14 protein-coding genes are annotated in these 13,414 nt (G+C 63.2%); 7 read left to right on the top strand and 7 right to left on the bottom strand.

Annotated features, from left to right (window positions below):
• Positions 1-27 precede the first annotated feature (27 nt).
• The 3 genes from AC0C6X_RS03320 to dapD all read right to left on the bottom strand — a co-directional run bounded on the left by AC0C6X_RS03320 (position 28) and on the right by dapD (position 3,333).
• A complete protein-coding gene (locus AC0C6X_RS03320) occupies positions 28-1,947 on the bottom strand; it encodes a DEAD/DEAH box helicase (RefSeq protein WP_472951915.1) in 1,920 nt (639 codons plus the stop codon).
• Positions 1,948-2,087: 140 nt separating this feature from the next.
• Positions 2,088-2,471 carry a DUF805 domain-containing protein gene (locus tag AC0C6X_RS03315; RefSeq protein ID WP_173515383.1) on the bottom strand — a complete coding sequence of 128 codons (384 nt, stop codon included), beginning with the start codon at positions 2,469-2,471 and terminating at the stop codon, positions 2,088-2,090.
• Between the two features lie 4 nt (positions 2,472-2,475).
• On the bottom strand, positions 2,476-3,333 hold the full coding sequence (gene dapD / locus AC0C6X_RS03310; RefSeq protein ID WP_173515384.1) for a 2,3,4,5-tetrahydropyridine-2,6-dicarboxylate N-succinyltransferase: 858 nt from the start codon (positions 3,331-3,333) through the stop codon (positions 2,476-2,478).
• A 401-nt stretch (positions 3,334-3,734) separates the two neighbouring features.
• On the opposite strand from dapD, the gene AC0C6X_RS03305 reads away from it, so the two are divergent.
• A complete protein-coding gene (locus AC0C6X_RS03305; RefSeq protein ID WP_173515385.1) occupies positions 3,735-4,634 on the top strand; it encodes an LOG family protein in 900 nt (299 codons plus the stop codon).
• 105 nt (positions 4,635-4,739) lie between these two features.
• On the opposite strand, the gene AC0C6X_RS03300 is transcribed toward AC0C6X_RS03305, so the two are convergent.
• Positions 4,740-5,261: an EF-hand domain-containing protein gene (locus AC0C6X_RS03300; protein ID WP_173515386.1), complete on the bottom strand. Its 522-nt coding sequence runs from the start codon at positions 5,259-5,261 to the stop codon at positions 4,740-4,742.
• Positions 5,262-5,446: 185 nt separating this feature from the next.
• The gene (locus AC0C6X_RS03295) at positions 5,447-6,160 is read right to left on the bottom strand and encodes a pyrimidine 5'-nucleotidase (protein WP_173515387.1); all 714 of its coding nucleotides are present in this window, start codon (positions 6,158-6,160) and stop codon (positions 5,447-5,449) included.
• A gap of 154 nt (positions 6,161-6,314) precedes the next feature.
• Here AC0C6X_RS03295 and AC0C6X_RS03290 point away from each other — a divergent pair, with 154 nt between their 5' ends.
• From AC0C6X_RS03290 to AC0C6X_RS03275, 4 genes are all read left to right on the top strand, one after another.
• Complete coding sequence (locus AC0C6X_RS03290) at positions 6,315-7,106, top strand: sterol desaturase family protein (RefSeq protein WP_247958198.1); 792 nt, start codon at positions 6,315-6,317, stop codon at positions 7,104-7,106.
• Between the two features lie 154 nt (positions 7,107-7,260).
• Positions 7,261-8,175, top strand: a complete 915-nt coding sequence (locus AC0C6X_RS03285) for a DMT family transporter (protein WP_173515389.1) — start codon at positions 7,261-7,263, stop codon at positions 8,173-8,175.
• A 76-nt stretch (positions 8,176-8,251) separates the two neighbouring features.
• Positions 8,252-9,307: a bifunctional transcriptional activator/DNA repair enzyme AdaA gene (locus AC0C6X_RS03280; RefSeq protein WP_472951914.1), complete on the top strand. Its 1,056-nt coding sequence runs from the start codon at positions 8,252-8,254 to the stop codon at positions 9,305-9,307.
• Positions 9,308-9,386: 79 nt separating this feature from the next.
• Positions 9,387-10,154, top strand: coding sequence for an isocitrate lyase/PEP mutase family protein (locus AC0C6X_RS03275; RefSeq protein WP_173515391.1), 768 nt, complete (start codon positions 9,387-9,389; stop codon positions 10,152-10,154).
• Between the two features lie 86 nt (positions 10,155-10,240).
• Here AC0C6X_RS03275 and argB read toward each other — a convergent pair whose 3' ends face one another.
• Positions 10,241-11,128, bottom strand: coding sequence for an acetylglutamate kinase (gene argB, locus AC0C6X_RS03270; RefSeq protein ID WP_173515392.1), 888 nt, complete (start codon positions 11,126-11,128; stop codon positions 10,241-10,243).
• A gap of 383 nt (positions 11,129-11,511) precedes the next feature.
• Between argB and AC0C6X_RS03265 the strand changes: the two genes are divergently transcribed.
• The gene (locus tag AC0C6X_RS03265; RefSeq protein ID WP_247958196.1) at positions 11,512-12,234 is read left to right on the top strand and encodes an anti-sigma factor; all 723 of its coding nucleotides are present in this window, start codon (positions 11,512-11,514) and stop codon (positions 12,232-12,234) included.
• A 28-nt stretch (positions 12,235-12,262) separates the two neighbouring features.
• On the top strand, positions 12,263-12,766 hold the full coding sequence (msrB, locus tag AC0C6X_RS03260; RefSeq protein ID WP_472951911.1) for a peptide-methionine (R)-S-oxide reductase MsrB: 504 nt from the start codon (positions 12,263-12,265) through the stop codon (positions 12,764-12,766).
• Between the two features lie 33 nt (positions 12,767-12,799).
• On the opposite strand, the gene AC0C6X_RS03255 is transcribed toward msrB, so the two are convergent.
• Entirely contained in the window at positions 12,800-13,345 is a 546-nt protein-coding gene (locus AC0C6X_RS03255) for a DUF1269 domain-containing protein (RefSeq protein ID WP_472951909.1), read from the bottom strand.
• Positions 13,346-13,414 lie beyond the last annotated feature (69 nt).

The raw sequence follows: 13,414 nt of genomic DNA, 5'->3' as shown, positions 1-13,414 counted from the left end.
ACCGCACACACTTTTCCTCATCCCGCTCTAGCCCTGGCGGTTCTTGGCGTTGCCCTTGGACTTGGCTTTGGGCTTGAAGCCGCCGTCCTTGCCGGCATCCGGCTTGCCCTTCTTCTTGTTGCTCCAGGGCTTGTCGGCGCGCTTTTCCGGCGGCCGATCTTCGGTATAGGCCGGTCCGTCGGAGTAGGCAGGCTTCTTGTCGAACTTGCGTTTCGGCTTGAAGTCCTTGCGCTCGTCGCGCGGGCCATCCTCTGGCCGCGGGCGCTTCTTGGCGAAGGCCGGCTTTTCCTGACGCTGCTGCGAAAGATCGGGCGCACCCGCCAGCGGCTTCACCCGGATACCCTTCTCCAGCGTCTTGTCCTTGCCGATCGCCGACAGGAACCGCTCGGCGCCCTCGGCCGTCATTTCGACGAAGGTCTCTTCCTGCTGCATGCGGATTGCGCCGATGTCGCGCTTGGTCAGCTTGCCATGACGGCAGAGCATCGGGATCAGCCAGCGCGGCTCGGCGCTCTGCTTGCGGCCGACGGACAGCGAGAACCAGCTGCCGTCGCTGAAATCGGCGCGCTCGGCGCCGAAATCCTCACGCGGACCCGACCGCTCGTCGCGGCGCGTCTTGGCACGATTGTCGCCGACGGCAACCTCGACCAGGTCCTCCGGGGCCGAACGTCCCGAGCGGAACTGGCGCACGAAGGCGGCGGCCATCTGTTCGGCGCCGTGCCGTTCGAGCAAGGCGCGCACGATCGCCTGTTCGTCTTCGCGGATCGGCTCGGCAAAGCTCGTGTCGGCAAGCAGGCGCTCGTCGTCACGCTGGCTGACTTCGTCGGCCGACGGTGGCCGCGCCCAGGTCGCGGTGATCCGGCCGCCGTCGAGCAGCCGCTCGGCCTTGCGGCGCTGGTTGACCGGTACGATCAGTGCGCTGATGCCCTTCTGGCCCGCGCGTCCGGTGCGGCCGCTGCGGTGAAGCAGCGTCTCGGAGTTGGTCGGGAGATCCGCGTGAATGACCAGTTCCAGGCCCGGCAGGTCGATGCCGCGGGCGGCGACGTCGGTGGCGATGCAGACTCGGGCGCGGCCGTCGCGCATGGCCTGCAGCGCATGGGTGCGCTCGTTCTGGCTGAGTTCGCCGGAGAGTGCCACCACCGAGAAGCCGCGATTGTTGAAGCGAGCCGTCAGATGGTTGACAGCGGCGCGCGTCGAACAGAAGACGATCGCGTTTCTGGCCTCGTAGTAGCGCAGCACGTTGATGATCGCGTTTTCGCGATCGTTCGGCGCCACCGTCAGGGCGCGATACTCGATATCGACATGCTGCTTCTGTTCGGAAGCGGTGCTGATGCGCACGGCATCGCGCTGGTAGTTCTTGGCAAGGGTGGCGATCGATTTCGGAACGGTTGCCGAGAACATCAGCGTGCGACGATCGTCAGGCGATTCCTCGAGAATGAATTCGAGGTCCTCGCGGAAGCCGAGGTCGAGCATCTCGTCGGCCTCGTCGAGCACGATGGCGCGGAGCGACGAAATGTCGAGCGAATTGCGGCGGATATGGTCGCAGAGACGTCCGGGCGTGCCGACGACGATGTGGGCGCCGCGCTCCAGCGCCCGCTTCTCGGTGCGCATGTCCATGCCGCCGACGCAGGAAGCGATGGTCGCGCCGGTCTCACCGTAGAGCCATTCGAGCTCGCGCTTGACCTGCAGCGCCAGCTCGCGTGTCGGCGCGATCGCCAGCGCCAGCGGTGCGCCGGCCGGGCCGAAGCGGCGCCCGTCACCGAGCAAGGTCGGCGCCAGCGCCAGGCCGAAGGCGACGGTCTTGCCGGAACCGGTCTGCGCCGAGACGAGCGCGTCCCTGTCGGCGAGTTCCGGATCGCGCATCGCCTTTTGAACGGGCGTCAATTCATTGTAACCGCGTTTTGCCAACGCCTCGGCGATCGCAGGCGCGATCCCTTCGAACTCAATCATATCTTGTCTTTCGGATTTCGGTCGTCATGCCCTGGACGAGGAGGATCGTCACAGGCGCCAATTGCCGCGGCCAACACGTCGCGGGCCTGTCATGGCGCGCTACATACGCGGTCGCGCGGTTCTTGTACAGGGGGCGAACGTCAGGGGCCGGGTTCGTCGCTATGGGCGCCGAACTCGTTCGGTCCCGGCTCTCCCGGCCACAGGCAGAGCGCAATGAAAACCACGGGGCTCAGGACGGGAATGAACAGGCAGAGGGACAGCGGGCCAGGGTAGCCGATATCGTGCAGGCGCTTGATCGCCAGCATGGCGATCGACGGCAGCGAAATGAGAGCCGAGACGACGAACGCCAGCGTCCAGAGGGCCAGCGCCGTCTCGTGTTCTTCGTTGGCGACCATCCTGGCGACGACGAAACCGCCGATCAGGAACCAGAACAGCCACGACAGAAAGAAGGGCAGGCGGCCGATGCGACCGGAGGGGCTGAAGAACAGCCAGGTCATGCTCGGCTGTGGCCCCTCCGGTGTCATCGCATCAGTCTCGAAGCAGTTCGTTGATGCCGGTCTTCGAGCGCGTCTTCTCGTCGACGCGCTTGACGATGACAGCGCAATAGAGGTTGGGCGCCGGCTGGCCGTTGGCCATGGTCGAGCCCGACGGCATCGAACCGGCGACGACGACGGAGTAGGGTGGAACCTCGCCGTAGGTCACTTCGCCGGTGGCGCGGTCGACGATCTTGGTCGATTTGCCGATGAAGACACCCATGCCGAGAACGGAGCCCTCACGCACGATGCAGCCTTCGACGACCTCCGAGCGGGCGCCGATGAAGCAATTGTCCTCGATGATCGTCGGGCCGGCCTGCATCGGCTCCAGAACGCCGCCAATGCCGACGCCGCCCGAAAGGTGCACGTTCTTGCCGATCTGGGCGCAGGAGCCGACAGTCGCCCAGGTATCGACCATCGTGCCTTCACCGACATAGGCGCCGAGATTGACGAAGGAAGGCATCAGGATCGCATTGGGGGCGATATAGGCCGAGCGGCGTACGACGCAATTCGGAACGGCGCGGAAGCCGGCCTTCTCGAACTCGTTGACGCTCCAGCCGTCGAACTTCGACGGTACCTTATCCCACCAGACGGACTGGCCCGGGCCACCCTTGACGATCTCCATCGGGTTGAGGCGGAAGGACAGGAGCACTGCTTTTTTCAGCCATTGATTGACCGTCCACACGCCATCCTCGCCGCGCTGTGCGACACGGGCCTTGCCGCTGTCGAGCAGGTTGAGCGCCGTCTCGACGGCATCGCGCACCGGGCCGCGCGTAGCGGTGTTCACGGAATCGCGGTCTTCAAAGGCGGTCTCGATCGTCTGCGACAGGGAGGCGAGGTCGTGGTTGGTCATCGGAATTCCTTAAAGTTCGGCGGTTATCCTGCGAAAGCTCTACTGCATAATTCCTTAAATCGGAATCGATTTGAGGACAAAATTGCGCAGCAGATCTGGCCGTTGCGGCGACCTTGGTGCGTGCAAAAGAACGCGTGGCCCTTAGAGCATGTTCCTGAAAAGTTGAAGGGCTTTTCGGGTCCCTTGGGCCGCAAGGGCTTGGCAAAGTCGGGCGACTCCGGCACTACAGCGCCGCGCACCTGTGCGAGATGCGCAAGGGCCGCGGCAGCGCCTTGGTCTGCTGCGCCATTTCCGGAATCGATCCGGGAAATGCGCATACGGCCTTCATGATCGAGAAATGAGGATAGGACGCGTCTGGACGAGATGCCGATTGTCCGGAACGCGACGGGAAAGACGACACGATGGCACGCATGAAGAAGCGCGCCCTGCGCCGCAAGGACGGGGTCTGGGATCCACTGGCCGACAGCTCGCAGAGCCGGCAGCGAGCGTTGACGGTTCCGGTCACGCCACAATCCGCCTCACCGTCCTATCGCCTCGCCTATATCGACGACGATTTCCTTTGCCGCGAGGAGCTGCGCCCGGTGCGGCTGCAGCTCGAACTGCTGAAGACCGAGATGATGCTGGAAGAGCGCGGCATCAACTCGACCGTGGTGATGTTCGGTGGCGCCCGCATCCCCGAGCCCGGCGGCGATGCCTGGGCGGCAAAGAACGAGACACAGCGCAAGAACCTCGAAGCCGCCTCGGTCTATTACGAGGAAGCGCGCAAGTTCGCGCGGATTTGCTCCGAGCATTCGGCCAAGCTGCACTACAAGGAATATGTGGTCGTCACAGGCGGTGGACCGGGCGTGATGGAGGCAGGCAACCGCGGCGCCGACGATGTCGGTGCACCGTCGATCGGCCTGAACATCGTGCTGCCGCACGAGCAGGCGCCGAACCGCTTCGTGACGCCAGAACTGTCGTTCAACTTCCACTACTTCGCCATCCGCAAGATGCATTTCCTCTTGCGCGCCAAGGCCGTCACCGTCTTCCCCGGTGGCTTCGGTACGCTCGATGAACTCTTTGAAACGATGACGCTGATGCAGACCGGACGCCTGGCGCTGGTGCCGCTCGTTCTCTTCGGCGAAAAGTTCTGGCGTTCGATCATCAACTTCGAGGCGCTGGCCGAGTTCGGCACGATCGCGCCCAATGACATCGATCTGGTGCATTTCGTCGAAACGGCGGACGAGGCCTGGGAGATCATTTCCCGCTTCTATGAAACCGTCGATCCGAAGTCGGTGCCGATGGCGAACGGACGACGCTGAGCGGCCCCGCGCTACCTCGGATACGCTCATAGCCCCTCGCGGGGGCAAGGGGCTATGAGCCAGGCAGGAGCCTCTCCACCGGGCGGTGGGGAGAGGGGGCTCCCGTCAGATCTTCCTGGTGAAGTCGGCGGCGTCGATGACGCCGTCGCCGTTCTTGTCGCGGCGCTTGAACATGGCCTCGGCGGCGCTCGAAACTTCGCTGGTGCTCAGGGAGCCGTTGCCGTCGGTGTCGACACGCTTGAAGGCTTTCGGCCGCAGGCCCGGCAGCATGCCGGGGTGGACTTCCTTAAGCTTGGCAAGTGCCGTTTCGCGCTCCGTGCCGCTCTTGTCCTTGGCTTCACGCCAGGCTTTGCGCGCCTCGCGGAAGGCTTCGCGCTTTGCCTTCATCTCGTCGGCGCTGATCTGGCCATCACCGTCGGCGTCGAAGGTCTTGAAGTTGGTGGCGATACGCGCCTGGAACTCGGCAAGCGAAACCTTCTGGTCCTTGTCGGAGTCGAGCCGCTGGATCATGCGCTCGGCCCGCTGTTCCGGCGTCATCTTTTCGCGCGCTGCAAAGGAGGGGGCGGCCATTCCGGTGACGGCTACGGCCAGCGCGGTCACACCGAGGATCAGGGTCTTCTTCGACATCATGCTTCCTTTCGATCGGGTTGTCCTGATCGAAAGGATAGCCGGAGGCGCGCGCGGCACCAGTTAAACTTTTGTAATTTAAGTCATTGGCCAAAAGGGGTTTTTCGGCGGCCGAATTGTGTCGAAGCGGGATGGGAATTCTGCTTGCGGGCTTTCGCCCGCGTCCCGTTCCAACCCGCCGCGGTCTAGAGATCGGTGACCAGACGGCGCAGGAAGCTGGTGAGATCTTCCGTCACGTAGTCGATCTGCTCGTCCGTGTCGTTCGATTTTTCCCAGGATTCGGCAAAGGTGTATTCGAGATTGCGCGGCACCAGCAGCACCGTCGTCATCCCGAGCGCCTTCGGCACCAGGAGGTTGCGCGGCAGATCCTCGAACATCGCGGCATTCCGGGTGTCGACCCGATGCAGGCTCATGAACTTGTCATAGGTTTCACCGGCCGGCTTCGGTACGAAATCGGCGGCGACGATGTCGAAGATGTCGTCGAAATGATCGAGGATCCCGAGCGCCCGTGCCGTCATCTCCGCATGGGCGACGCTGCCGTTGGTGAAGATGAACTTGCGGCCGGGAAGCGACCTGATGGCTTCGCCGAGCGCCGGATCCGGCGGAACGATCGAGTAGTCGATCGCATGCGCCTGCTCGAGGAACTCGTTCGGGTCGACGCCGTGGTTGACCATCAGGCCTTTGAGCGTCGTGCCGTGGTCGCGGTAGTAGTCTTTCTGCAGCTTCTTCGCATCGGCCGGGTCCAGCGACAAGAGCTTCGCCACATAGGCCGTCATGTTGCGGTCGATCTGCGCGAACAGATTGACGTGGTGCGGATAGAGTGTGTTGTCGAGGTCGAACACCCAGTCGGTGACATGGGCGAAGTCGGAATGGTTCGGCAGGCGGTCGAGCTTTTTCATGACCGCCTTATGACATGGGGAAAGGTGACGGCAAATGAGAAAAATGCAGATCGCTGCTCGGGCAGCAATGCCGGCGCATGGAATTCCACTTTGAATTGTCAAAACGGCGTGGCATCTTCCTGCACGCGGTTTTGGCTCGGGGATGCAGGTGCCAATGTCGGACGAATTGATCTATCTGCTTTTCCTGTTCGGGTTCTATACGCTCACCGTCGTCACCTATTTTGCCTTTGGCTACGGCCTGACCTGGTTCAACGAACGCAATCCCGAGCGAAAGATCCAGAAAGGGCGCGGCTCCGACAGGCGGCGCAGCGCCGAAATCCGCCAGAGCCTGGCATCGATGTTCAGCGCCTGCCTGCCGCTGACGATCGGCCTCTACGCCCAGCAGAAGGGCTGGGCACCGGCGCCCTGGGCCCTCAATTGGTGGGCGGCAGTCCCGCTCTTCGTGTCGTGCATGTTCCTCTACGACACCTGGTTCTATTTCATGCACCGGTTGCTGCACACCAAGTGGCTCTATCCGCTGCACGCTCTTCACCACAAAAGCGTCGCGCCAACGATCTGGAGCACCTATTCGGAGGATGTCTTCGACAACTTCCTCTTGCAGAGTTACTCGGCCGTCGTCGTTTTCATCGTCCCGTTTCCGCCCGCGATCCTCATCGGGCACCGGCTGTTCGAACATTTCAACGGCATGTTCGGGCATTGCGGCTTCGAGTATTTCGCAGCGTCGACGGCACGTTACCCTTCGCCGCTGTTGTGCACGACGTTCCACGATCAGCACCATTCCGCGTTCCGCTACAACTACGGCAACTATTTCTCGTTCTGGGACCGCGTGCTGGGAACGATCTCGCCGCACTACGATCAGCGGGTGAAGACGTTTGAAGAAGAAGCGCCGCCGCTCACCTTCAAGCAGGTCAATCTTCCCGTGGAGGCCGTCGAAAAGGCAGACTGAACGCCGTGAGACGGAGTCCTTGGCAATGGCCGGACCCGCGTGTTAGATGGCCCGATCTTCCTTGCAACAGTGAAGTGATCCAACGCTCTGAAATTGCGCAATTTCAGGCGAACGACCGTTTCACGCTCTTCCTGAATTGCTCTTCCTCGCAGCCATGGAAACCTGGGTCCTCATCACCGTCGCCGCGGCATTCCTCCAGAATGTCCGCTCCGCAATGCAGAAACATCTGAAAGGCGTCATGGGAACGACCGGCGCGACCTTCGTGCGCTTCGGCTTCGGCCTGCCCTTCGCCGTCCTCTACCTGTTTCTGCTCTGGCAAGTGGCGGGTCGTCCGCTCCCGCTACCAAATGGCACCTTCTTCCTCTGGGCCGTCATCGGCGGGCTGGCGCAGATCGCTGCGACCTTCCTGCTCGTCCACCTCTTCTCCTTCCGCAATTTTGCCGTCGGCACCGCCTATTCGCGCACCGAGCCGGCGCAGGCGGCAGTGTTTGGCCTCATCTTCCTCGGGGAAAAAGCAAGCCAGGGGACCCTGGTGGCGATCGCCATCTCGGTGGTCGGCGTGATGCTGATCTCGGTCGCGCGGACGACCCTGAGCCCGCGAACGCTCGTAACCTCGGTGTTCAGCCGCACGGCAGGCATCGGTCTGCTCTCGGGCACGTTCTTCGGCCTTTCGGCCGTTTCCTATCGTTCGGCCTCACTGGCGCTCGCGCCGAGCCTGCCGGCGCCCGACTATATGATGCAGGCGAGCTATACGCTCGGTTTCGTCATCCTGCTGCAGACAGTGATCATGCTGACCTGGATCGTGCTTCGCGAGCGTGACGAGCTGCCGCGCATCGCCGCCGCGTGGAAACCGGCCTTCGTCGTCGGCTTCGTCGGTGCCTCCGCCTCCTTCGGCTGGTTCATGGCGATGACCCTGCAGCAGGCCGCTGTCGTCAAGGTCGTGGCTCAGGTGGAAATGCTCTTCACCTTCGCCTCGTCCTTTTTCATCTTCCGCGAATGGATCAACCGGCTCGAACTTTTCGGCTGCCTGTTGATCGTGCTTGGCGTCGTGATGCTCGTACTGATCTGACAACTCGTGCTGATCTGAAAAAATAGGCGCCCGAAAACCGGCGCCCCATCGGATCCAGGCATGGTAGAACGGCGGCATGTTGTTCGATCTTCCCTCCGACGAAACGCTTTACGACGCCCTGATTGCGCGAAGCACCGAATACGAAGGCGCAGCCTTCGTTTGCGTCAAGACGACAGGTGTCTTCTGCCGCCTGTCCTGCCCCGCCCGCAAACCGAAGCGCGAGAACACGATCTTCGTGGGCTCCATCGGGACCTGCCTGGAGACGGGCTTCCGTCCGTGTCAGCGTTGCCGACCGCTCGCCACGTACGGCGCCAAGGATCCGCTCGTCGAGGACCTGCTGCAGGCGCTGGAGGCGGCACCGGAGCGCCGCTGGAGCGAGGACGATCTCGTTCGCCGTGGGCTCGATCCGTCGACCGTCCGGCGCGCTTTCAAGCGCAATCTCGGCATCACCTTCCTCGACCTCGCGCGCCATCGCCGCCTGGGGCTCGCCGCCCGCCAGCTCGCAGACGGCGGAAGGGTGATCGATGCCCAGCTCGAAGCCGGTTACGAATCGCCGAGCGGCTTTCGCGCCGCATTCCAGAACCTGCTTGGTGACGCACCGGCGGCGGCGCAGGGTAGGGCCTTGCTCTTCTCCGACTGGATCGAAACGCCGCTGGGGCCCATGGTTGCCGTCGCCGATGCCACGCACCTGCACCTGCTCGAATTCCACGACCGCAAGGCGCTGCCAACGGAACTGGAGAAACTGAAAAAGGACACACGTTCGGCCATCGTGCCTGGCAGGACAGCGCCGATCGACCAGATCGAAAGCGAATTGAAAGCCTATTTCTCTGGCCAGGCATGTGCTTTTGAAACGCCGCTTGCGCCCGGCGGCACCGCCTTCGAGCGCAACGTTTGGGCGCAGCTCGCAAAAATTCCCGCCGGTGAAACGCGATCCTATGGTGACATTGCCCGCGAGGTCGATACGATCCGGGCCGTTCGTGCCGTGGCCAAGGCCAACGGTTCCAACCGGATTGCCATTGTCATCCCCTGCCACCGCTGCATCGGTTCGGATGGTTCACTGACGGGATATGGCGGCGGGCTCTGGCGGAAGCAATGGCTGCTCCGGCACGAAGGCAAGGCAGTCACTCAGTGAAACGGCGCGGTTCCGGGCGGAAGGCAGCTGTCACCGCGTTCCAGGAATACGCGCTCATGGGCTTCGTGGAGGAAATACGATGAACCAGAAGGAAAAGGCGGTCGCCTTTGCTGCCCTGCACCGGAAGGGCGATCCGGTGGTGCTCTACAACATCTGGGACGCCGGCAGTGCCAAGGCCGTGGCCGAAGCCGGCGCCAAGGCGCTTGCGACCGGGAGCTGGTCGGTGGCCGCGGCCCATGGGTTCGGCGATGGCGAGAAGGTGCCGATGGCCTGGCTCGCCGACGTGGCGCGGCTGATCGTTGCCTCCACGGAACTGCCCGTCACGGTGGACTTCGAGGGTGCCTATTCCGACGATCCGGCAACCGGCGCTGCCAACGTTTCCCGCATCCTCGACGTCGGTGCCATCGGCATCAACTTCGAAGATCAGATTGTCGGCAAGGGCGGTATGCATCCGGTAGAAAAGCAGGCGGCGCGCATCCGTGCCATCCGCGAGATGGCCGACCGGCGGGGCATCCCGCTGTTCATCAACGCGCGCACCGACCTGTTCCTGCAGGAAGGCGACGAGACGCGGCATGCCGGCCTCGTCGACGAGGCGATCGCGCGCGGCAGGGCCTATGCCGAAGCGGGCGCCAACGGCTTCTTCGTGCCGTGGCTGGTCGATGAAGACCTGATCGCCAAGGTCTGCGCCGCCTCCAGCCTGCCGGTCAACATCATGATGCGGCCGGCCGCCCCGGATCTGAAGGCGCTCGCCCGCGCCGGCGTCGCGCGCATCAGCTATGGCCCCGGCCCCTACCGGGCGATGATGGAAAAGTTGAAGGCTGCGGCGACGGAGATCTACAAGGGCTGATCGGATATCGCCCCTTCAAAAGGAAAGCGGGAGAAGGCATCGAGCCTCTCCCGCTTCTTTGTTTGCTACCAGGTCGCTCAAGCCGTTCAGGGCACGATCAGCGTGCCGGCGCCGCGCTCGGTGAAGATTTCGAGCAGCACCGAATGGGCCGTCTTGCCGTTGAGGATGACGACGCCCTGGACGCCCGCCTTGATCGCGTCGATGCAGGTCTCGACCTTCGGGATCATGCCGCCGGAGATCGTGCCGTCGGCGATCAATGCGCGGGCCTGGGCGACCGAGAGTTCCTTGATCAGGTTGCCCTGCTTGTCGAGAACGCCCGGAACGTCCGTCAGGAACAGAAGGCGTGTGGCGTTCAGTGCACCGGCGATCGCGCCGGCGAAGGTGTCGGCATTGATGTTGTAGGTGTGGCCGTCGCGGCCCGGTGCCACCGGCGCGATGACCGGGATCATTTCCGAGCGGGCGAGCAGGTCGATCAGCGTGCGGTCGACTTCGACCACTTCGCCGACGAAGCCGAGGTCGAGGACGCGCTCGATATTGGAGTCCGGGTCCTTGATGGTCTTGCGGGCCTTTTCGGCGAAGACCATGTTGCCGTCCTTGCCGCAAAGGCCGATCGCCCACTCGCCCGTCTGGTTGATGAGCGCGACGATCTCCTTGTTGATCGAGCCGGCAAGCACCATCTCGACGATCTCGACCGTCTTCTCGTCGGTGACGCGCAGGCCGCCCTCGAACTTCGATTCGATGCCCATCTTCGTCAGCATCGCGCCGATCTGCGGGCCGCCGCCATGCACGACGATCGGGTTGACGCCTGACTGCTTCAACAGTGCGATGTCGCTGGCAAAGGCGCGGCCGAGCTCGGTGTTGCCCATGGCGTGGCCGCCATATTTGACGACGATCGTCTTGTTTTCGTAACGCTGCATATAAGGCAGGGCCTGGGTGAGCAGGCGTGCCTGGATTTCACTTTCATTGGCGGACATGGCGGACCCTCGAAAAATACCGGCTGCTGTTTAGCGCAAGTTCCGGACCGATGGAATGATCGGTGAGCAAGATAAAACCGGAATGACAAGGCTGGTACGCGCCGCATCGTGCCCTACCTTGTCGACAGGTGCAAACCAGCAGGGAACGCGATTGACGAAGCCCGCAATTTGGCTGATCCTGCTGCGGATCCGGAAAAATCGGCGGTTTTCGAGCACACGGGGCAGGCGGATCGATGCCTGCAGGGAGGAGCTCGAAGGACTGCAGGCACTGTGCGGCGAAAGTCCTGCTTGCCGGGAGGTGGAGGAGGTTTTCACAACGCGCTGGACACGATGCGGTCTTGGTTGAGGCGTAGCCTCATGAAGGTACGAGAGCGTAGGGAGCGATGACTGCACCAACCCCAGAGGGCCGGGATTTCCGCCGCGACGAAGTGATCGCCGGGGAATATGTGCTCGGCGTCCTGTCTGCCGACGACCGCCGCAAGGTCGAGGCCCGCCTTGTCTCCGATCGCAATTTTGCCGCCATGGTCGACCGGTGGCAGAGCAATCTATCGTCCTTCGATGAAGCCTACGAGGCGCTCGCGCCACCTCCCAGAATGCTTTCCGCCAGCGAGCGGCGGTTTATCGAGCAGTCGAGACCAGCATCGGTGGGGCAACGCCGAGGGCTCTGGAGGTCGCTGGCACTGTGGCGCAACCTCGCGCTGGCGTCGCTCGCGGCCCTCGCGATGATGGGTGCTTCCATGGCCGGTCTCTTCGAGGCGCCGACGACCAAAGCGTCGCTGGTGGCCGAATTGTCAGGCAAGGGCAATGCCATCGACCTCGTCGCCCGCTTCGACCGGGTCACGGGGCATCTGAAATTGACGCCGATTGCCGCCATGCAGCCTGAGCAGAAATCCCTCGAACTCTGGCTTGTCAACGGCAACAATCCTGCGATCTCGCTTGGCGTTCTGCCGCAGACGGGCGAGGGCGAGATCGCCGTTCCGTCCCTGTATCAGGAAAGAATGTCCGCCGGGTCGGTCTTCGCCGTCAGCGTCGAGGCCCCGGGAGGCTCGCCGACCGGATCGCCGACGGGGCCATTTATCGCTGTCGGCAAGGCGCGAAAGTTCTGACCTCGAGCACGGGGCCGAAAGGAGGTCCATGATCAGTCGGCGCGTCCTCTTGATGGCAGGTACTAGCGTGCTCACCGCGGCGGCGGCGACCCGTGGCTTCACGCTCTTTGCCTCGGCGCGTACGGCGCAGGCCTTCGAAATCGTCAAGACCGATGACGAATGGCGGGCGATCCTGACGGACGACCAGTACCGGATCCTGCGGCATGAGGATACGGAACGTCCCTTCACCAGCGCGCTCAACCGCGAGAAGCGCAAGGGCATCTTCCAATGTGCCGGCTGTGCGCTTCCACTTTATTCTTCCGAGGCGAAGTATGACAGCGGCACCGGTTGGCCGAGCTTCTGGCAATCACTGCCCGGTGCCGTGGCAACGCGAACGGATACGTCCCTGTTCATGACCCGCACGGAGTGCCATTGCCGCCGCTGCGGCGGGCACCTTGGCCATATTTTCGATGACGGACCACCGCCGACCGGCAAGCGCCATTGCATCAATGGCCTGGCGCTTGCCTTCGTACCGGCGGTCAAATCCAGCTAAGCACTCTTGCTGGGGGAGCGTAGCGTCGGACGTTCAGAACGACCCGGCCGGCGGCGAGGCTGCGGCTGCGGCTGCGCCGGAAAGCGCTGCCTGCAGCTTTTTCTCCTGCTCCGGCGAAAGCGACGTCTTCAGGACACGGCCGCGCAGATCCGGGAATTCGGCGAGCACCTTCTCGGGCTGGACCTTGCGCACGAGGATGAACAGTGCCGAGGAATTGTTCGGGATGGTGTTGCCGAGCGATTCGATGAACTCGTCGTCGATGCCGTAGTCGGTCAGCGATCCGGAAAGGGCGCCGGCACCGGCGCCGAGCGCGCCGCCGATCGCAAAGCCCGCCAGCGGGTTGAGGAACAGAAGACCGACGAGCCCGCCCCAGAGCGAACCGGAAAGCAGCCCGGACGTTGCGCCGACAGCTGTCAGGTTCAGGCTCTGCTTGAGATGAACCTTGCCTTCCGTGTCGCGCACGACGACGACCGCGTCCTCGAGGTCGATCAGGTATTCCTTCTTCAGCCCGGCGAGCCGGACCAGAACCCTGTCGGCTTCCTCAGGGGAATCGAATCCGACAACGATCAATTCGGACATGTGTCTCTCCTATCTCTGGCCGCGCCACCGATCCGGACGCAACGCAGAGATAGAGCATATTGCATGTCG

This window comes from Ensifer sp. VA4, from assembly GCF_055710065.1.
This window is presented reverse-complemented; position numbering and strand designations above follow the sequence as displayed.

What these genes read in the sequence shown, in the direction of transcription:
- AC0C6X_RS03300 (WP_173515386.1), bottom strand. Translation starts at nt 5,261, where the DNA reads ATGTCGAAGAAGACCCTGATCCTCGGTGTGACCGCGCTGGCCGTAGCC.
- AC0C6X_RS03290 (WP_247958198.1), top strand. Translation starts at nt 6,315, where the DNA reads ATGTCGGACGAATTGATCTATCTGCTTTTCCTGTTCGGGTTCTATACG.
- AC0C6X_RS03285 (WP_173515389.1), top strand. Translation starts at nt 7,261, where the DNA reads ATGGAAACCTGGGTCCTCATCACCGTCGCCGCGGCATTCCTCCAGAAT.
- AC0C6X_RS03320 (WP_472951915.1), bottom strand. Translation starts at nt 1,947, where the DNA reads ATGATTGAGTTCGAAGGGATCGCGCCTGCGATCGCCGAGGCGTTGGCA.
- msrB (WP_472951911.1), top strand. Translation starts at nt 12,263, where the DNA reads ATGATCAGTCGGCGCGTCCTCTTGATGGCAGGTACTAGCGTGCTCACC.
- AC0C6X_RS03280 (WP_472951914.1), top strand. Translation starts at nt 8,252, where the DNA reads ATGTTGTTCGATCTTCCCTCCGACGAAACGCTTTACGACGCCCTGATT.
- AC0C6X_RS03255 (WP_472951909.1), bottom strand. Translation starts at nt 13,345, where the DNA reads ATGTCCGAATTGATCGTTGTCGGATTCGATTCCCCTGAGGAAGCCGAC.
- AC0C6X_RS03265 (WP_247958196.1), top strand. Translation starts at nt 11,512, where the DNA reads ATGACTGCACCAACCCCAGAGGGCCGGGATTTCCGCCGCGACGAAGTG.
- AC0C6X_RS03275 (WP_173515391.1), top strand. Translation starts at nt 9,387, where the DNA reads ATGAACCAGAAGGAAAAGGCGGTCGCCTTTGCTGCCCTGCACCGGAAG.
- AC0C6X_RS03315 (WP_173515383.1), bottom strand. Translation starts at nt 2,471, where the DNA reads ATGACACCGGAGGGGCCACAGCCGAGCATGACCTGGCTGTTCTTCAGC.
- AC0C6X_RS03295 (WP_173515387.1), bottom strand. Translation starts at nt 6,160, where the DNA reads ATGAAAAAGCTCGACCGCCTGCCGAACCATTCCGACTTCGCCCATGTC.
- AC0C6X_RS03305 (WP_173515385.1), top strand. Translation starts at nt 3,735, where the DNA reads ATGGCACGCATGAAGAAGCGCGCCCTGCGCCGCAAGGACGGGGTCTGG.
- dapD (WP_173515384.1), bottom strand. Translation starts at nt 3,333, where the DNA reads ATGACCAACCACGACCTCGCCTCCCTGTCGCAGACGATCGAGACCGCC.
- argB (WP_173515392.1), bottom strand. Translation starts at nt 11,128, where the DNA reads ATGTCCGCCAATGAAAGTGAAATCCAGGCACGCCTGCTCACCCAGGCC.